The 19,674-nt window shown below is 43.2% G+C and carries 14 protein-coding genes, 1 tRNA gene and 1 other RNA gene; 8 read left to right on the top strand and 8 right to left on the bottom strand.

The window, feature by feature from the left end; all coding sequences use genetic code 11:
* Positions 1-334: 334 nt before the first annotated feature.
* Together R8P61_01670 and R8P61_01675 are read left to right on the top strand one after the other, a co-directional pair.
* The gene (locus R8P61_01670; GenBank protein MDW3645756.1) at positions 335-3,154 is read left to right on the top strand and encodes a polysaccharide lyase family 7 protein; all 2,820 of its coding nucleotides are present in this window, start codon (positions 335-337) and stop codon (positions 3,152-3,154) included.
* 107 nt (positions 3,155-3,261) lie between these two features.
* Positions 3,262-5,199: a chondroitinase-B domain-containing protein gene (locus R8P61_01675; protein MDW3645757.1), complete on the top strand. Its 1,938-nt coding sequence runs from the start codon at positions 3,262-3,264 to the stop codon at positions 5,197-5,199.
* 552 nt (positions 5,200-5,751) lie between these two features.
* Here R8P61_01675 and R8P61_01680 read toward each other — a convergent pair.
* Positions 5,752-5,826: transfer RNA gene (locus R8P61_01680), tRNA-Val, on the bottom strand.
* Positions 5,827-5,908: 82 nt separating this feature from the next.
* Here R8P61_01680 and R8P61_01685 point away from each other — a divergent pair.
* Entirely contained in the window at positions 5,909-6,454 is a 546-nt protein-coding gene (locus R8P61_01685) for an RNA 2'-phosphotransferase (protein MDW3645758.1), read from the top strand.
* Positions 6,455-6,686: 232 nt separating this feature from the next.
* Entirely contained in the window at positions 6,687-8,081 is a 1,395-nt protein-coding gene (locus tag R8P61_01690) for a Gfo/Idh/MocA family oxidoreductase (protein ID MDW3645759.1), read from the top strand.
* A 61-nt stretch (positions 8,082-8,142) separates the two neighbouring features.
* Here the strand turns inward: R8P61_01690 and R8P61_01695 are convergent, their stop codons facing one another.
* The 3 genes from R8P61_01695 to R8P61_01705 form a co-directional block, all read right to left on the bottom strand.
* A complete protein-coding gene (locus tag R8P61_01695; protein ID MDW3645760.1) occupies positions 8,143-8,619 on the bottom strand; it encodes a hypothetical protein in 477 nt (158 codons plus the stop codon).
* A 51-nt stretch (positions 8,620-8,670) separates the two neighbouring features.
* Positions 8,671-9,378 (bottom strand): DUF2071 domain-containing protein, encoded by a 708-nt coding sequence (locus R8P61_01700; protein MDW3645761.1) that lies wholly within the window; start codon positions 9,376-9,378, stop codon positions 8,671-8,673.
* A 270-nt stretch (positions 9,379-9,648) separates the two neighbouring features.
* Positions 9,649-11,199, bottom strand: coding sequence for a DEAD/DEAH box helicase (locus R8P61_01705; protein ID MDW3645762.1), 1,551 nt, complete (start codon positions 11,197-11,199; stop codon positions 9,649-9,651).
* A 319-nt stretch (positions 11,200-11,518) separates the two neighbouring features.
* On the opposite strand from R8P61_01705, the gene R8P61_01710 reads away from it, so the two are divergent.
* Positions 11,519-13,252 carry a hypothetical protein gene (locus tag R8P61_01710; GenBank protein ID MDW3645763.1) on the top strand — a complete coding sequence of 578 codons (1,734 nt, stop codon included), beginning with the start codon at positions 11,519-11,521 and terminating at the stop codon, positions 13,250-13,252.
* 159 nt (positions 13,253-13,411) lie between these two features.
* Entirely contained in the window at positions 13,412-15,802 is a 2,391-nt protein-coding gene (locus R8P61_01715; protein MDW3645764.1) for a thiamine pyrophosphate-dependent enzyme, read from the top strand.
* Between the two features lie 269 nt (positions 15,803-16,071).
* Here R8P61_01715 and rnpB read toward each other — a convergent pair.
* An RNA gene (gene rnpB / locus R8P61_01720) (RNase P RNA component class A) lies at positions 16,072-16,435 on the bottom strand.
* A gap of 169 nt (positions 16,436-16,604) precedes the next feature.
* Between rnpB and R8P61_01725 the strand changes: the two genes are divergently transcribed.
* Positions 16,605-16,964 carry a T9SS type A sorting domain-containing protein gene (locus R8P61_01725; protein ID MDW3645765.1) on the top strand — a complete coding sequence of 120 codons (360 nt, stop codon included), beginning with the start codon at positions 16,605-16,607 and terminating at the stop codon, positions 16,962-16,964.
* 2 nt (positions 16,965-16,966) lie between these two features.
* Here the strand turns inward: R8P61_01725 and R8P61_01730 are convergent, their stop codons facing one another.
* From R8P61_01730 to R8P61_01740, 3 genes are all read right to left on the bottom strand, one after another.
* Positions 16,967-17,920 (bottom strand): DUF2279 domain-containing protein, encoded by a 954-nt coding sequence (locus R8P61_01730; protein ID MDW3645766.1) that lies wholly within the window; start codon positions 17,918-17,920, stop codon positions 16,967-16,969.
* A 188-nt stretch (positions 17,921-18,108) separates the two neighbouring features.
* Positions 18,109-18,309, bottom strand: a complete 201-nt coding sequence (locus R8P61_01735) for a hypothetical protein (GenBank protein MDW3645767.1) — start codon at positions 18,307-18,309, stop codon at positions 18,109-18,111.
* 178 nt (positions 18,310-18,487) lie between these two features.
* Positions 18,488-19,060, bottom strand: coding sequence for a DUF5675 family protein (locus R8P61_01740; protein MDW3645768.1), 573 nt, complete (start codon positions 19,058-19,060; stop codon positions 18,488-18,490).
* Between the two features lie 125 nt (positions 19,061-19,185).
* Between R8P61_01740 and R8P61_01745 the strand changes: the two genes are divergently transcribed.
* Positions 19,186-19,575 (top strand): RidA family protein, encoded by a 390-nt coding sequence (locus R8P61_01745; protein MDW3645769.1) that lies wholly within the window; start codon positions 19,186-19,188, stop codon positions 19,573-19,575.
* The last annotated feature ends 99 nt before the right edge of the window (positions 19,576-19,674 follow it).

Consider the following 19,674-nt stretch of genomic DNA (forward strand, 5'->3'; position numbering starts at 1 on the left):
AGGCGCTAGTTAATCCATTGCTGAATTACGCTTTGCAGAAAAAGCGAGCATTTTGTGCAATATCCCAATTACAAATAAGACCTTTTGACGATTATCTATTTCTTGAAGAATGTCCTTTAAAGGACTAATACCTGATTTTTCGAAGAAAGATGAAGTATGGCACTATTAATTTTTGTATTTTAGTAAAATTGGTAAACCAATCATTGGTTATCCAATTTTGGAATTTGCGGATACTACTCAGCTGTTCATTTTTATAGTAAACTACGCTGTTATTAATCGTTTTTTTATTCAAGTTTTTGATATTATTCTTAGACATTTTTCAAAAAATTTAATTATGAAATTGTCATTTGGCTACCCGGTCGCAGGCTTAAGGAAAATTGAGTTTTCTTATTCTCCTTTTTATGCTCGACTTATATTGCTGCTGTTAGCATTGAATCTGTTTGTCGATTCTTCAATGGCACAAGGATTAGATCCAAGCCTTCCTCCAAGTGGAAATTTTGATCTTTCTTATTGGAAACTTACCCGCCCAAATCAAACAGAAAGGGATGAGAACAGTCTTTCAAATGGCTATTTCGTACCTGGTGAGTTTTACACCGACTCAACCACAGGTGCCATGGTATTTTGGTGTCCCAATGATGGTAGGACGGGTGGCAGCACATATCCCCGGAATGAATTGAGAGAGATGATGCGTAGGGGAAACACCAGCATAGGCACCCAGGGAATAAATAAAAATAACTGGGTTTTTTCTTCATCTACGATGGCGAATCAACAAGCAGCTGGAGGAGTAGATGGCGTTATGACTGCCACGGTAGCTGTGGATCATGTATCATTGACTTCTGACCAGAGTTTTAAGGTCGGTCGCACAATTGTCGGGCAAATACATGCTTCTGATGACGAGCCTTGTAGAATTTATTACCGCAAATTACCAGGGAATACAAAAGGTTCCATTTATTTCGCTCATGAACCTACCACAGGCCCCGAACAATGGTACGAAATGATTGGTAGCCGAAGTGATAATGCGCCTGATCCAGCAGACGGAGTTGCATTAGGTGAGAAGTTCAGCTACGAGATTAAAGCAATTGGCAATACGCTAACTGTAACCATCATGAGAGATGGGAAGGCTGATGTTGTTCAAACAGTGGATATGACTAATAGTGGCTTTGCTGATGATTGGATGTATTTCAAAGCTGGAAACTATAATCAAAACAATGCGGGAAATCCTGGCGAGTACGCGCAAGTATCTTTCTTCGCTTTAGATGTTACGCACTTTGCTCCAGCTCCTCCATCATCTTATGCGGCCCCATCTGACATACCCAGGTTTCAAGCTTTTCTGGCAGACTGCAAGCTTCAGGCTCCTACCAGTTCTACTTTAGCACACCTTGCTACCCTGAATAATGGATATACGCATCCGACATATTTCTATGTAGTTGATGGGGATAAAATACGCTTCAATCAGACTGGTGATAGCAGGCGAACAGAGCTCCGAAACGAAACGAATTGGGACCTTACGCAAGCCGATCGATCGCTACATGGAAGACTTGACATTGTGGAGCAGACCTGTGATCAGGTTACGGTCATGCAAATTCACGATGATGCAAATGCAGGTCCCGGACCAAATAAACCTTTGCTAAGAATTTATAAGCATAATGGAAGAACTCCGACGAATCACATATGGGCAGCAATAAAAACAGATAACATAGGAACTAATACCATGCATGTGGATCTTGGCGAAGACCCGGGAGGATATTTTACCTGTGACATTCGATTGGTGGGAGGAAATATGATCATTGATTATGAAGGGCAGGAAAAGGTGAACATGGATGTCTCCTTCTGGACTTTCCCGAGCTATTGGAAGGCAGGGGTTTACCTTCAGGATAATGGACTGGCAACTGCACATTTTGATGAACTATTTGAAGCAGATGGTAGCCCGCAAAACTATGCTCCTTCTATTAGTGTAAGTGCTCCTTTGGCGGGGACAAATTTTTTGCCAGGTAGTGACATTACGATTGATGTTGACGCTGTAGATTCGGATGGTTCAGTAACAGTTGTAGAATTTTTTGAAGGAGGTAGTAATAAGATTGGGGAAGATTCTGTCGCTCCCTATTCATATACATGGACAAATGTAGCTGAGGGCAACTATACATTAACAGCGAAGGCTACTGATAACGAAGGAAGATCAAAGACAAGCTTAAGTACCAATATAAGTGTTCAGGTTCCGGTGAATGTGACCGGAGTAGATTTGATTGATATCTCAGGCCCTATTGCTGTTACCGGCAGCACTACTTTAGAGGCATCCGTATTTCCTGCTAATGCTACCAATCAAAATTTTGTGTTTGAATCTGATGACTCTAACATTGCTACACTTACCAGTGAGGGCTTATTAACCGCTATTGCTGAGGGTACAGTGAAAGTCAGAGTGACAACAGATGATGGAGGATTTAGCGATTCACTCATGGTTAAAGTAATGACTCCTTCTACGGATTTTAACTGGGCATTGAATCAGTGGGTTGGGGGAAGCGCTACGCCCGATGCAGGCAATGTTGAAGCTAATCTTGTCGATGATGATACCAATACGCGTTGGTCTGTGAATGGCTTTCCGCAGTCAGCTATTGTTGATTTAGAAGGAGACATAAGGATAACTCAGACAGAAGTTACAACTTATCAAGACAGGGCTTATCAATTCATTATTGAAGGTTCTCCCAATCAAAATGGACCCTATTCAATGATCGTAGACCGATCAAATAATAAAATTAAGGGCATTGCTGATGCCCCAATTATCAATGATGTAGATAGCTTAGAAGCTCGCTTTGTGAGAATAACCGTAACGGGTGCAGATGTCTATACGGGTCCTTGGGTAAGTCTTACTGAATTTAGAGTGTTTGGGGAAGGTGAGAGAACCTATACAACGAATGTGAACGATCTTGAAGCAAATAAAATCCTCCTGTCTCCCAATCCTGTTACATCTGTTGTGTCAATAGAAGCTGGTGTAAAATACGATACCGTATCCATTTATGACGTATCAGGTAAAATGCTTATCCAGTCAGAGATCAATCAGGAATTAACACTAGATATTAGTGCCCTTCCAGCTGGGCTTTATATGGTAAAACTTGAAGGCAAGGCTCAGCCACAAGTTGCTAAGTTGATAAAACGTTAAATTTTTGAATTTTCTGAAAGTGGATGGTGTATCTTTTACTCATTAAAAGATACACCATTTGCTTATAGGAATAAGATATTTGCAAATCCTTACTTACAGAATAAACAATGAGACTTCCTCTGTTAATTTCTTTTCTATTCCTTACGGCTCTTCTTAGTGCACAAAGCCGCTACCTTGTGTCCTCAGGTACAGAGTTCAATACCGCCCATCAGCAGGCCAGTGCAGGGGACACGATCGTATGGGAATCGGGTGTCTATTCCGATATACGCATGGACATTGACAAAGACGGCTTAACAGTGACTGCAGAACCCTACGGAAGTGTTTTGTTTAAAGGAGTATCAAGAGCGGTCATAAATGGCGACAATGTTACTTTTTCCGGGATTCAGTACGTGGGAGGTTTTATTAGAAACTTAGATGTAATAAGAGTCTATGGAAGTGATGTCTTGATTACGCATGTGAATATTCAGAATTATACCTGTTACAAATACCTAAGGGTATATGAAGAATCCAGGAGAACGACCATTAGCTATTGTAACTTTGAAAATCGCCTCAACCTGGATGACCAGAATATACTTTCCATATTAGTAGATGATGAACCCGGCTTTCATAGGATTCAACATTGTTCCTTTAAAAATTTCGATGGAATAGGAAATGACCAGGGGATTGAACCCATAAGAATTGGGGTCAGTACACAGGGGCATTTAGACAGCCGTACGCTTGTAGAGTATTGCTACTTTACGAAGTGTAATGGAGATGGGGAAATTATCTCGCATAAGTCCAGGCAAAATGTATATCGCTATAACACTTTTGAAAATAATCCCGTAGCCGAGCTCGTCCTGAGACATGGCGATGAAGGAATCGTTTACGGCAATTTTTTCCTAAACAATATGGGAGGAATTCGAGTGCGGGAAGGTTCCAATCACTTCATTTACAACAACTATTTCGAAGGCTTGAAACGAAGAGCCATATACCTGCAAAATGATCCTTCTGACCCCTTGTCCGAAATTCACATTTATCACAACACCATAATCGATTCAGAGGAAATAATACTGGGAAGTAATGGAAATAATCCGCCGACCAATGTCAACATAGCCAATAATGTCTTTACAAATCCCAAGGATCAACTATTTGTCCAGGCTACGGGAAATGAAACATGGATCGCGAACCTCTCATTTGGTAATCTTGGAATTGATAATCCAGCAACAGGAATTACCTCTATAGACCCTATGCTCATTGAAAATGTGGAGGGCTTTTTTCAGCCTTTGACCAATAGTCCGCTTATTGCCTCAGCTGATATGGGCTATCCGCTCGTTCCCCTTTATCCGGGCATGGATTATGACAATGAGATATCCCTCGATCTAATGAAAGAATCAAGGCCCCTGGCTATAACTGATCGAGCGATTGGGGCTTCTGAATTTTCATCAAGTGTCAATGTCCAACCACATGCCACTGAGATGAATACGGGCCCCTCATACTTATTTGAAAATCCTGTCGATTACGTAGCTGTCAATGCCTTGCAGCTTTTTGTCGATGAAGAAGGTGATACGCAGTCAATTAAGATTTCCAGCAACATAAATTGGACCGTGACGAGTAGTGAGGATTGGATATCTACGGACCTTCGATCTGGATCCGGAGATGCCAAACTCAATATTACGATAGCTGCAAACCCGGATAGTCTGCGTCGATCTGCAAGCCTGACAATAGCCGGAGGGACTGAATCGGCGACTATAGCAATTAACCAGGACCCTGGTGAGGGTCCCACTATTGAGGATAGTGTTATAGTCGGTGAGTTCATGATATTCCCCAACCCAACAGATGGAAAGCTGATATTTAATAATATATCAGAGGAATTTTATAGCGCGACTATAGAATTAATTCAGCTAAACGGAAGCAGGGCTTTCTTGGAGGAGTACATAATACGGGATAATGCAGTAGAGGTTGATCTGGATAAATTGGCACCTGCCATGTATATCATGAAGGTGAAATTCGTGACTCTGGATGGCACTTTTCAGACGGAATTGACGCGTACGCTTGTGAGGAATTAATCCCTTGTCTGGGATTAGCCGAAAATAGTAACACGCAGGATTTATAAGAACTAATCTAGCTATAGCAGATCCGTTCAAGGCTGCAGATTTGTAGTAATATTTCTTGCATCGAGCTAGCCGGAACGGGCACATGCATTAGCAGAAAATCTGGAGCATAGATTCTTGCGAATTATGATTTCTGTGTTGCTCATGTGATTGTATTCATATTGTACCCAAAGTTTATAAAAATTACCCAAAATCGAGCAGAAATCTATTTTCGCTTGAAGAGGAACTTTTGCGTTTATGAGTTAATTTTTGGGTTTAAATGAGTCTGGGAAATATACTTTTTGATAGAAATCTGCTGAAAAAATCGAAGAATTTCTGAATATCCGCGATTTGGAAAAATATAGCCTGGGAAGCTCTTAGGGTACATTCCGTCCTGAAAAAAGCAAGCTTGATGAGAGGGTGAAGGGATAAATTATTAAAGCGTAATTTGTACGCAAATTAAATTTCCCTATATTTGTCCCAAATAAAAAAATCCCCGACAAATTGCCGAGGATCTTCTTAAAATTGTGGGAACTACTGGACTCGAACCAGTGACCCCCTGCTTGTAAGGCAGGTGCTCTGAACCAACTGAGCTAAGCTCCCTTTTTTTTACAGAACGAGGACAAAGGTAACCGCAGAAGGTTTATCCTCCAAATTATTTAGAGAATATTTTTAATGAAAAACCATGTTAAGCAAAAAAGAAGAAATAAAACACGGACGATTCCTGTCCATGGTCCTGAGACATAGACCAGAAGTACTTGATATTCAACTCGATGCCCAGGGATGGGCCGATATCAAGGAATTGCTGGCAAAACTGAAAGACTATGGGCGATCTGTCAGTAGATCTGATCTGGATCAGATCGTAGAGAACAACAACAAAAAAAGATACGTCATTTCGGATGACGGAAAGCGAATAAGAGCCAGCCAGGGGCATTCAATTGATATAGAACTGGAGTACAGCCCTATCGAACCACCCGAAATGCTCTACCACGGCACAGCCGATAAATTTCTCCAATCCATTTTTAGAACGGGTCTCAACAAACGCAAACGCCATCATGTCCATCTTTCCGCCGATCTGGATACTGCCTCTCAGGTAGGGAAACGACATGGAAAACTTGTCATCCTCAAAGTCGCAGCGGCTAAGATGCACAAGGCAGGACACACCTTCTATTGCACCCCCAATGGCGTCTGGCTCACAGAATCTGTACCTGTCGAGTACCTCAGTAACTAAGGAGTTCCAAATAAAGGCGTGCTGGCCATCAAAATTCGGTGTTCGGGGCCGGGTAGTGTGTTGGCTTTAGAATTTTGACGGTTTTTGCCTCCTTTTTGCCGCCAAAAAGGAGGTGGAACTTAAATTCATCAATCCCCCAAAGTATTTAGTCGAACGACATGGATTTTCTAGCAGGAATATCCTAACTTCTATTCTAGTAATCCTCATTCTAACTACTTTAAAAACTACTACGATGAATTCCCGTCGCAATTTCCTCTATCAATTGAGCGGCCTGGCCTCCGGAACTGTATTGGCCCCTTTTATCGATTTTAAACCTTTTCTTGGACGAAAGTTGAAAGTAGCCCTGGTCGGAACCGGCATCCGAGGCAGCAGTTTCTGGGGCAAAAGACTGGTCGACAATTATTCGGATATCCTCGAATTTGTAGGTCTGAGTGATGTCAATCCTGGTCGTATGGCAGGAGTAAAAGAATACATGGGAGTTGGCTGTCCTACTTTTCTGGATTGCGATGAAATGCTCAGGGAGACACAGCCTGATTTATTGATCGTTACCACCAAAGATTCTACTCATCATGAATTTATCATCAAGGGCCTGGATTTTGGCTGTGATGTTCTGACAGAAAAGCCTTTGACTACAGATGAAAGAAAGTGCCAGGCGATTATCGATGCGGAGAGACGTTCGAAGAAGAAACTGATTGTAGGCTTCAACTATCGCTGGAGTCCCTATATGACCAAGATAAAAGAACTATTGGTGGACGGAACCATCGGAGACATTACTTCGGTCGATTTCCACTGGTATCTCAACAATTACCACGGCGCTTCCTATTTCCGGCGTTGGCATGGATTGAGAGAGGCAGGAGGAACGCTTTGGGTTCATAAAGCCACCCACCATTTTGACCTGCTCAATTGGTGGCTGGACAGTGATCCAGAGGAAGTATTTGCTTATGGAGACCTGGAACATTACGGTTCCAATGGGCCTTTCCAGGCGAAGAATTGCCGGACTTGTCCGCATACCAAGGATTGCAAATACTACTGGGACATCACAAAAAGCGAAAGTTCCATGCGCCTCTATGCGGATCATGAACAACACGATGGATACATTAGAGATGCCTGCCTGTATCGCCCGGAAATCAATATTTACGATAAGATGTCTGCTCAGATCAAATATGCCAATAATGCTTTGGTCAATTATTCCCTGACTACTTATTCTCCTTTTGAAGGATGGAGAATTGCTTTCAATGGACGAAAGGGTAGGATAGAGGCCTGGCAGGACATTCCGTACTATGAAGATATGGAAACCTCTCAGGCTGAACTCCATGCAGCTGAGATGGCACAGGGAGGACAGGAAAATATGGTCTTCAATCCCATCATCGTGCACAAGAATTGGGAAAAGCATGAATCGGTGCCCGTAACTTATTCGCGCCGAGGACATGGGGGAGGAGATAAGCGTTTGCAGGATCGCATCTTCAAGAATCCCGCCGAAGCAGACCGCCTCAAGCACTTTGCAGGCATAAGAGATGGTGCAATGTCCATTTTGATTGGAGTGGCTGCAAGAAAGAGTATCGAGGCGGAGGAAGCTATCAAAATTGGAGCACTGACAGATTTGCAACCCAGAGCAAAAAGAATCTAGATTTTATAAAATATCAGTAGGGACAGATTATTATCTGTCCCTACTACCCATATTTTATCCATTAATAAATCAAATTCCCCATAAAATCGGGTATCTTCCCTTCTTTAATCTCTGCAATCCATCCTTCCCTCATCTGATTAGCCATTGGGTTGTTCCAAAATTCCCCACATAATTCAAGGTAACTAAGTACAGCTTGCGCTTCCCCTGCCAACAACAACTTTTTCGCCAATAACATATTAGGACCAAAAGAATTTAATTGAGGTGAGCCTTTTGTTTTACCAGCCTCCAATAACTCTTCTATGGCGAGGGCTGTATTCCCCTTAGCCAAAGCAATTCTCCCTAAGAGTTGGTGTGCATGGTGGAGGATATTACCTCGATCCCAATTATTTTGGTCTTCTTTGCCTGCTTTAGCCAGGTATTTTTGTGCGACTTCTTCTGCTTTTTCCCACAGCTCTGCGGCTATCATACGTTCGATCATTGCCCTGATTTCTTTTGAAGGCATTTGGTCGAAAACGGCATTTACATCTGGAGTTTTCATGTGTTTTCTATTTGTGATGTATTGGTTGTAGAGCAAAGGGAAAACTTACAGCTATAAGCTCTTTTTTCCTTCCACCGTAATTTCAGAACCTTCTGCCAACATGACGGAAACCGGTTCTAACTGATTGATAAAAGAAAATCTTTCTCCGTAGACTTTCCCGAAATCGACATCAATCTTATGGCTCTTTACTTTGTACTGTTCCCAGCGAGGATGTGTTACCTGATATTCAAAGCTTTTGCGGGCATTTACTTTTGTATAGCCCCAATAATGCTCGGTGATAAACTCTGCTTCACTATTTGCTCCTATTTCACTTGGGGCATATTCTGCTATGGTTTCAAATTTTTGCCATTCGCCCTCACTTTTCCATTCATAAACGATCTTTCTTCCGGCTTTGTCCTCTTCCCAAAGATATCGCATGGGCAGGGTCTGATAGTGTTCCTTATATACGGTATTGGCTACGAAAGTCAACATAGGCTTGGGTACAATCTCTTTCACAAAAACAACTCCGCGTTTCCATTGATCTCCATCGAAATGTTTGACATAAAACCGCAAATTCACCTCCTCAAAATGGGTGTGAAAAGGAATGGGTATCCCCAATAAGCGAGTATTGACAAATTTGAATCCTACAAGGCTGACATAGCATTTTCCATCCCATAGATCCAGTTCAGTTTTTGCGGGTACCAAATCCTTTAAAATTTCTGGATCAATGACATAATTTGCCAGGGCCAGTTTGCGCCATTCTGCCTGTAAAAAGCTCATAGAAGTCAATCTGAATATGAGTAGAGAAGTTACGCAAATCTGAGGGGATTCAAATGGGTATTTTGGGTCAAGGGGATTGCTTCGCCCTTAGCAAGGACACGCAATGACATTTGCTATGTACGACCAAAACAATCTGTCATTGTGAGGGAACCGAAGCAATCCCCTTGATAACAGATCGTAAATTTTAGTCAAGCAGATTGCGTCGCTCAACATTTGAGCTCCCAATGACAAGGGTGTTTAAACTTCTTGCTAAGAATTCTGTGAGAATTTCTACTCCTCACGCTTCACCACAGGCTGCCCATTTCCCTGTGGGCCATTTTCTGGCTTTTTCTTGCGTCTGCTACGGTGGCGACGCTTCTTTTTGGGGCCATTCCCATCCTGACTTTCCGAGTTTTGAGAGTTGGAATGACTGGATCCTTCATTATGGGCTTTTTTTCCGGGATTTGGAACCCTGCCCTGAGAAGAGTCCTGGGATTTGAAATTCTTGCGGCTGGGGCGATTTCTTCTTCTCTTGTTTCCTCCTTCGCTTCCTCCTTGTCTATCTGAGGGACCATTATTGCGGCCTCTTCCATATCCACCTCCTTGTCTTCCTCTACCTCCTCCGGAGCGATTTCTTCCTCCTCCATGTCCTCCATGTCGTCCTCTGGGACCACGAGGGCCACGAGGACCTCTACCTTTCCGATATACAGGCCTTTCGCCCAATTCATCAGGAATATCCGGCTGAGGAATCTCTGCTTCAATCAATTCTTCGATTTGTGCAAAGCGATACATGTCCTTGGGATTTACAAAGGTCATGGCCTCGCCGGTAGAACTTGCTCGGGCTGTACGTCCTACACGGTGTACATAATCCTCTGCGTCAGGGGGAGCATCAAAGTTCACCACATGACTGAGGTTGTCGATATCGATTCCTCTGGCAAGTACATCTGTTCCGACCAATATGCGGAACTCTTTATTTTTAAATTTCCGCAGAGTAGCCGTTCTTTCTGATTGATCTTTATCAGAGTGGATGGCTTCTACTTCATATTTTAATCTCTTTAGCTTACGTGAGATGTTGTCGACACTCATCTTGCTCGAAGCAAAAATGATCATGCTATCAACTTCCCTCGTTTTGAGCAAATGCTCAAGTAAAGGAATCTTCTGTTCATCATAGACCATAAAGGCCATTTGATTGATTCCTTCGGCAGGTTTGGCCAGGTTGAGGCTGATCTCTTCTGGCTCAAACATAATCTCTTTTGCCAACTTCCTGATCTTTTTCGGCATAGTCGCTGAAAACATCAGGGTTTGTCTGTTTTCGGGCAAATAGGAAACTATCTTCAGAATGTCGGCATGAAATCCCATATCCAGCATTTTATCTGCTTCATCCAGAATCAGGGTTTCTACATGATCCAGGTCCATATATCCCAAAGCTAAATGCATGAGGAACCTTCCTGGAGTTGCTACCAGAACATCTGCGCCATTCGTGATGGCATATTTTTGTTTGTCAAAGCTATCTGCATCCTTTCCCCCATAAATAGGCACGGAAGAAATACCCGTGAAATAGGAAAGTGCTTCGATATTTTGGTCAATTTGCTGAGCGAGTTCGCGAGTAGGGGCAATGATAAGTGCTCTTGTATTCTCACTTTCATCAAAGGTGAGATTATCAATTGTGGGGATTACGTAGGCACCCGTTTTACCGGTTCCTGTTTGAGCACATGCGATCAGATCCTTTCCTTTGAGAACAATGGGAATCGCCTCTTCCTGGATAGGAGTCATCTCTTCAAATCCGAGGGACTCTATCCCATCGAGCAAATTTGGATCTAAATCTAATTCTGAAAATTTCAATATCCTGTGTTTTTGTAAAGCTTCTTTTTAACTAACTGCCGATTTTAGTTTCGGTTTGAGTGGAAAGGGTGCGGCAATAAAATTGGTAATTGGGGCAAGATGTTGCAAGATACGTAGATATAAGTTGTGGGGCAAATGAGCCGGTATGCGCACTTTTACACGTATCTACATCTCAACAACACGCATGATAATTATAGCGTGTTTTATGTAAATGAAATGGTGAAATTCGAGTATTCATTAGTAATCATGTGCCTATTCACAATTGTTTTACCCTTTATTTAAGCCCAAGATGAGATATAGTATTTTAATCCTAGCATTTTTGTTCTCCTTATCAACAGGAGCAAATGCGAAGATCCATTACACGGGAAGCTTAGATACGGATGCCACCTTCAGCCTGGATAAGAATCTGAAATTTGATGCATACGATCTGACTTTCAGCCCTGATGGAGTTGAGAAGGTAGCTGAACCAAACCATGGGGGTTATGACGATTATTGGGACGAAGATTATGATGATTTTCGTTTTTCACGTCGTTTAAGGCGATTCCACAGACGCAATAGTGTCAGGGATAGCTGGAGTTATTATGATCCTTTCTATACCAGCGATATCTATTTCGTTCTCGGTACACCATACTGGAATCGTTGGAACAGATGGTATGATCCATTTGCTCCTAATGTAAGAGTAGTTAATCGTAGTTGGTTCGGAGGCCTTTGGTCAACCACCCGCGTATATACCAGTGGATGGAATCCTTATGGATACGATCCTTTCTGCTACTATGGCGGAGGTTTCAATGACTTCGGTTATAGTTATAATTATGGTTACGGCAGTGGCTTTGGCTTTGGACTTGGCTGGAATTCCGGCTGGGGCAATAGCTGGGGCTGGGGTAATCGCTACAACCGTGGTTTTAACAGAGGATTCAGAAGAGGATACCGTGCTGGATTCAACAATGGTTTCAATACCGGATTTAATAATGGTTATGGAAATGCATATTGCCCTCCAGGTGGTGGAATTGGAAATAATTACTGGTACAGAAGCAGAGGATATGCCAGCAATGCAAATACTGGCCCTCGTCGACCCAGTACCCGTTACCAAACTCCTCGCAGACCTAGCGGTGGTAGAAATGGTGTAGCAGGTAGTAATGGAAACAGCCCTCGTAGAGCTGGAGTTACTACAGACCGTCGCCGTGGTGTCAGCAATGGTAGAAGCGGAGTCCGTAATACCGATTCACGTGTGATCTCCAGAAATGGAACTCGCACAGGGAGCAGCAGAAGTACCGTTACCAATAGAAACCGGACTTCCACTACAGGAAGAACAACGAGTAGAAATGGCCTGGACCGGAATACTTCCGGAAGAGTTTCTACCAATAGGAATTCAACTTCCTCTAGTAGAGATCGCATCAATTCGAGTAGATCGTCCACAAGGGATCGTGTAAATTCGAGCAGATCTTCCTCAAGGCCTAGCTATAGTCCTAGAAGCAATAGCTCCAGCAGAAGCACTTCTGTAAATAGAAACAGAAGCACTTCTCGCCCAAGCTATACGCCCAATAGGAATTCTAGTTCCAGAAGCAGTAGTGTAGATCGCAACCGCTCAACTTCTCGTCCAAGCTACAGCCCTAATCGCTCTAGCTCAAACAGAAGTACTAGCGTGAACCGTAACAGAAGCACTTCTCCTTCTCGTAGCATGAACCGCAGCTCAAGTTCAAACAGAAGTAGCGTAAATCGCAACAGTTCGTCTTCTCGTCCAAGCTACAGCCCTAATCGCTCTAGCTCAAACAGAAGCTCAAACGCGAACCGTAGCAGAAGTTCTTCTCCTTCTCGCAACATGAACCGCAGCCGTAGTTCTAGTTCAAATAGAAGCAGCATGAACAGAAGTAGCAGCTCTCGTCCGAGCTATTCAGCTCCCAAGCGTAGCAGTTCTCCTTCTCGTAGCGTGAACCGCAGTAGCTCAGGTTCAAAATCTAACGCGAGTCGTTCCTCTTCTTCTTCACGTTCTCGCTCGTCCGCTGGACGTAGCAGCTCAAGAAGCAGCAAGCCTTCTGGAAGAAGAAGACCATAAATTGAAAATGATAAAAGCAGGTATCTACCTGTAGAATCAAAATATTGTCTTTTGGTGGTGTGTTAGGGCCTTTCTCTTTGAAGAAAGGCCCTGCAATTTTTTAGAGCTTGGTCGAGGGATTCCGTATATTGTTTTTCCCTAACCCTCAACTCAAAAGCAATGGCCCAACGTCCCGATCAAAAGCAAATTCTGCCTCAAATCTCTCTCAGTAAAGAACAAATTCTCAAAGATTATAAAACTGCCTGCATGAGTAGAGAACTGAGTGGGCTAGTTAGAAAAGAGGTACTCAATGGTCGGGCAAAGTTTGGCTCAGGTGGTGCCGGCAAAGAAATTCCACAACTTGCCCTGGCACATGCTTTTCGTCTGGGAGATTTTCATTCTCCCTATTATCGTGAACAAACTTTCTTGCTTGCCCGGGGACTGCTAAATCCTCAATCTTACTTCAGTTTTTTATATGGAGATGCCGAAAATGATCCCTTTACCGGAGGCAGGCAGATGAATAATTGCTATAGCAATGCCTTGATAGATGAAAAAGGTAGAGACAATCTCCATCTGCATCAGGACAATATTGCTTCCGTGATTTCTCCGGTTGCAGGACATGTGGGAAGAGCTTTGGGGATAGCCTTAGCCTCAAAAAAATATCGGGAAGCTCCGATCTTTCGACCACACAACATCTACTCACAAAATGGAAATGAAGTGAGCTTTTGCAGCATTGGAGATGCCAGTACCTCGGAAGGCGCCTTTTTCGAAACCCTCAATGCCGCTGCAGTAATGCAAGTTCCGCTGGCTATGTTTGTCTGGGATGATGGCTATGGAATCTCCGTTCCCACCAAATATCAAACCACTAAAGGGAGCATTTCTGAAGCCCTGCAAGGCCTGGGAAAAAATGAAGCTGGCGAGGGCATGGATATTTATCGATTCAAGGCCTGGGATTATCCTGCTTTGGTGGAGGGAATCAAAAAAGGGGTGGAGAAAATTCGCGATAGCCATATGCCGGCTTTATTCCATATACAAGAATGTACCCAGCCTTTTGGGCATTCGACTTCCGGTTCTCATGAGCGTTACAAATCTGCCGAACGTCTGGCGTGGGAAGCTGAGGTGGATGGTATAAAAAGCATGGAAAACTGGATAATCACATCTGGAATCGCTAGTCCTGAAGAATTACAAAAGCTAAATGCTACTGCTCGTGAAGAAGCTGCTGCAGGAAGGGATCTAGCCTGGGATTTGTTTCAGGGAAGGAATGAAGAACATAAAAAAGAACTCTCGGCCATTTATGTAAAATTGGAAGCAGAACATCCCCTGGAAGATACTATCGAAAGAAAAATGCATAGCCTAGATGAGCTGATCAATCCGGTATTAAGCCATTTGCTGGATCATGCTTTGCAGGTAAAATTTGCCGGGATACGTTTGGACAGTGCCGCTATGAAGGCATTGAAAGAGTGGATTTCGGAGAAAGAAGCCTTATTGGCAGAGCGATATCACACCCATTTGTATAGTGAGTCTGGAAAAGCCGCAGTAAAGGTGAAAGCTGTTCCTGTGCGGTATGCTCCTAATGCTCCCGAGCTCAATGGATCTGAAATTCTCAATACGTATTTTGATGGAATTCTGGCCAAATATCCCAACCTCTTTGCTTTTGGAGAAGATGTCGGACATATCGGAGACGTAAATCAGGCCTTCAAAGGTTTGCAGGAAAAATATGGAGAAGAAAGAGTCTTTGATACGGGAATCAGAGAGTGGACCATCGTAGGGCAGGCACAGGGAATGTCCATGCGTGGACTCAGGCCGATAGCAGAACTCCAATACCTGGATTATCTTGTCTATGCTTTCTCTCCTCTGACAGATGACCTGGCTACGCTTCGATATCGCTCCAATGGCCAGCAAATGGCTCCAGCGATTATCCGGACCCGAGGACATAGATTAGAAGGGATTTGGCATTCTGGATCACCCATTGGGATGCTGCTGGGCTCAATGAGAGGGATTCATGTTTTGGTTCCACGAAATATGGTACAGGCAGCTGGCATGTACAATACCCTCCTGGCTTCTGACGATCCCGGCTTGATGATTGAATGCCTAAATGGCTATCGCCTAAAGGAAAAACTACCCGCTAATTTGAGTGAATTTCGAATTCCCTTTGGGCAGGTGGAAATCTTGCAGGAAGGTGAAGACCTTACGCTTGTTACCTATGGTTCCTGTGTTCGTATTGCCCAGGCAGGCATGAAGCTCCTGGAAGAACATGGGATTTCTGTTGAATTGATTGATGCGCAAACGCTTTTGCCTTTTGATCTGGATCATCGCATCCTGGAATCTTTGAAAAAAACCAATCGGATCATATTCATGGACGAAGATGTGCCGGGAGGAGCTACTGCATTTATGATGCAGGAAGTTTTGGAAAAACAAGGTGGCTATCGATACCTGGATTCTCCTCCCAAAACTCTAACAGCTGCGGAGCATCGACCCGCCTTTGGGGATGATGGCAACTATATTTCCAAACCCAATGCGAATGATGTTTTTCGCCTCGTATGGGAAATGATGGAAGAGAGTGGGTTTTGAGATGTGTTTAGGTGTTCTGGAGGGAGAGGTGTTTTTTGTTGTGGTGCAGCAGTCAAGATTCAACTACAACACTACAACACTACAACACGCTTGATTGAAGAACAAGGAACAAGGAATGGAGAAGTAAGAAGTTTCCTTCGACACCAACACACCAACACACCAATACGCCAACACGTTTCGAAAAGCAAAAAGCCCAACTCGAACAGCAGAACACCTCACCCGCTTTTTTTTGCAAACAGCAAAAAAAGCGGGAAGCCCCCTGGCTTCCCGTGTATAAAAGGCTTATAAGCCGGATTCTGTATCTCAGGGGAGATCTTCATCATCTATCTGGGCCATGCCTCACGACAGGGCTCTAGCAGCCTACCCTCCGACATCGAACGAGCAGTTCTCAAGCATCGGTGTATTTGGCCTTGCAGCAGCTGAGGTTTACCTGGCTAATGACATCACTGCCATCACCGGTGGGCTCTTACCCCACCATTTCACCCTTACTCCTGCAAGCAGGAGCGGTATACTTTCTGTTGTACTTGCTGTCATCTGCTATGCAGATGCCTTCCCGTTAGGAAGCAGCTTGCTCTACGCTGTCCGGACTTTCCTCACGCCACCTAAATGACGAGCGATGAAACCACCTTTTATCTTGCAAATATCCATGCTTTTGTTCGAAAAGCAAAAGATCAGGAGGGCGAGACCTATTTAGAATACTTTCTTACATGCGCTTGTCTACTCTGACTGAATTGGCTACTTTTAGAAAAATGGGAATATTATATCGATAAAATTTCCATAAAAACGCAAGGCAATTTTACGCATGAATAAAACCTTTACCCTCCTACTTAGTCTTCTGTTGCTTTTTTCTGTTCAGCTTTGGGCAGGGGGAAAGTATGATAGAGACCTCTTTGCAGATAAGTGGGACATTGAGGTAAAGGTATTTCCCAATCCCAGTACCAGCGGGACTTTTACCCTGCAACTGGATAAACTTCAAGCAGATGAATCGCTTGAAATCGTAGTTTACAACCTGATTGGAAAAAAGATTCAGTCCTTTCGCATACAGACTCAGCAAGGATACTTTCAGCAGGAAGTAAAACTGGGGAATATGGCCAAAGGCATTTATATGCTACAGATTGTCAAAGGAGATCAAAAGATCACCAAGCGCCTATCCTATATCTAGACTTATTTGAAGGGAAGAAATTTGGGTCCATTTCTGTCAAATTGAATGGCGGGCAATGGAATCCTGATAATATTGACTACACTCAGTAATCTTTTCAAGAAACCGGAACGCGTCTGAATATTGTCGAGATCAATATCCAGGCTAAGGTAGAGTTGCCGGTATTCCCGATCGCGCCAGCTTTCATTTGGCAAGTGATAACCTCCTTCCAGTCCTTCCGCCCCGTAGCCAATGGCCAGGTTTAACCAGGGTGGATATATATCTTTAAACTTACTATCGGGCAGAAAACTGTGAACCCTAAGGCTGAGCCAATAGGTTTGTCCATTATAATCTTTGAGAAACCATTCTGGATAGGTGGAGCCAAAGAGTCTGGCAAATTCCGGATCACCTGCATAGGGCGAACGGATGTAGGACATTTTTAGTTGAAGCCGATCTTCGTTCCACAAAAGTTGGTTGCCGGCATACAGACCTGCTCCTGCTAAATTGGCTCCTATGTCGTACCAGGAGAAACCCCAGCTTTCCCCGAAAGCATCAAAAAGCTCTATGCTGCTCATCGCCAAAAAGCCGGATAGGGAACCTTGTAGTATCGCTTTTTTCCTGGGAACACCACTCCATTTCAATAATCCTGTTACGTAACGACTTCCGTGATATCCTCCTAGCATATGCCCGACTTTATCCATTTGTTTCCACTCATGGCTGTCGTCGAAAAAATGGAAAGTTGTCAAATCTTCTCCTGCATACCAGGCTGTTCCAAAATAAAGCCCTAATCCCAAATAAGCGCCTCCCATAATGCGAGTTGCTGCTCGTTTTCTTTTAGGATTGAGTTCAGTCGCATTTTGGTAGAAGGACCCCTGTTCCCGAAAATCATACTGAATATGGAAAGGTCGTATCTGCCTGTTGTCCTGTGCAGGCAAAAGGATGCTGAGACTGAGCAAGTACAGAAGAAGGGCTTTGCGCATGGATGGCTAAGGAACAAAACTAAGACCCACGAATAAAGGCATAATTTGGGTATATTTTACGTTGAGCCTTGAAATTAAGCTCGGAACGCAAAAAGGGAAGATTTCTCTTCCCTTTTCTGCTTTTTTTGCTATTTCCGCTTTAAGAGCCGGAGAACTTTTGTCAGGCGATTGAGATGCCTTCGTTCGAGCTATTTTTTCTTACTTTTTTTCTTAGTCTTGGCTTTCGCCTTTTTTACTTTTAGCTTTTTCGCTTTCGCCTTCTTTTTAGCCTTTTTCTTCTTCAAAGCCTTCTTTTTTGCGACCGCTTTTTTGCGGGATTTTTTTGCTGCGAGCTTTTTTGCTGCAGCTTTTTTCTTATCCTTTTTTGCCGATTTCTTCTTCTTTGCCATAACAATTGGATTACATTTTGTTAACAATAAGGTAATTTTACTGAAATTTATGTTATGGATGAAATCTAAGAAAGCTTTCTCTTCGAATCGAAGATATTCAGCAGGAGTAAAGGCCCTGAACTTTTGATAGTTGAAAGAAATTTTAGGGACACCAGAAATTTTCTTGCTGAAGGTATTGCTACGAAATGATAAGGCTTACTTCATTTCCTTTTTCAAGTTCTGTAGCAATTTGGGGATACATGCTGGCATAAGCTTTTTCACTATACCAAATCTCCCTTTTGCTATCTTCTTGCTCCTCATTGTTAAATTGAGTACCCATCAAAATGCTCCCATTTGCCTCACTACCCAAATTCCCTATGCAGATATAGGGATAAATATCTTCTTTCTCTGCCTGAAGGAAGAGCATTCCTTTATGCATATCTCCAAACTTATACCAATAGCTCGCGTGTCTTCCTCCTTCCTTTCGAAGACTCAGTTTATAAGATCCTGCTTCCAGACAAACAGGCTTCGGACTTTCCATGCTAAAAGCGGCAAATTCCCCATTGATATAAAGTTTGCCAAGGGTATCATGCTTGCCATGGCTCGATCTTTTGAGTTCGAGACTTAGTTCTCCATTGCCAGATGCCTTGTTTTCTTCGGGGGCTTGATTAGTGCCGGTAGATTCCTGGCTTGGAGCTGTATTTTCTGTTGTTGAGGCTTGTTCACCGCCTCCAAAGATCATTCTAAAGAGTTTTTTGAAAAAATCGAGCATGATGTTGGCTTTTTGCAAGTATAGCTATTATTTTTTCGCTTCGCTGAAATTCCGGGTGGAACTTAAAGTCGAAAGCTTCAATATCTTGAAATTTTTTTGAATTTATCCAATATCTATCTGCATAAATGAAAGAAAGAAAGAATATCTCCTCGGGAGCGAAATGGGAAAACATTGTCGGATATTCTCGTGCAGTCAGGGTCGGTAATATAATTGAGGTCTCAGGGACCACTGCAGTTGAAGGAGATGAAGTCATGTTTCCGGGTGATGCTTATGCACAAACGCAGTACATTTTGCTGAAAATAGAGCAAGCCTTGAAAGATGCCGGAGCAAGTCTGTCAGATGTAGTAAGGACCCGTATGTATGTGCTCGATATTAGCAGATGGGAAGCAGTGGGAAAAGCCCATGGAGAAGTGTTCAAGGAAATTAAGCCTGCGGCGACTATGGTCGAAGTTTATTCTCTGATCCAGGAAGGCCTGGTGGTGGAGATAGAAGCGACAGCGGTGGTGCAGGATTAATTGAGAAAAGTCAGTCAAAATAGATCTACATAGAAAGAAAAAGCATTTGATTCTCTGATGGGAATCGAGAATTTCTGTTTACACACACAATTTTTTTCT

It is taken from the genome of Bacteroidia bacterium, assembly GCA_033391075.1.
Lineage (GTDB): Bacteria > Bacteroidota > Bacteroidia > J057 > J057 > JAWPMV01.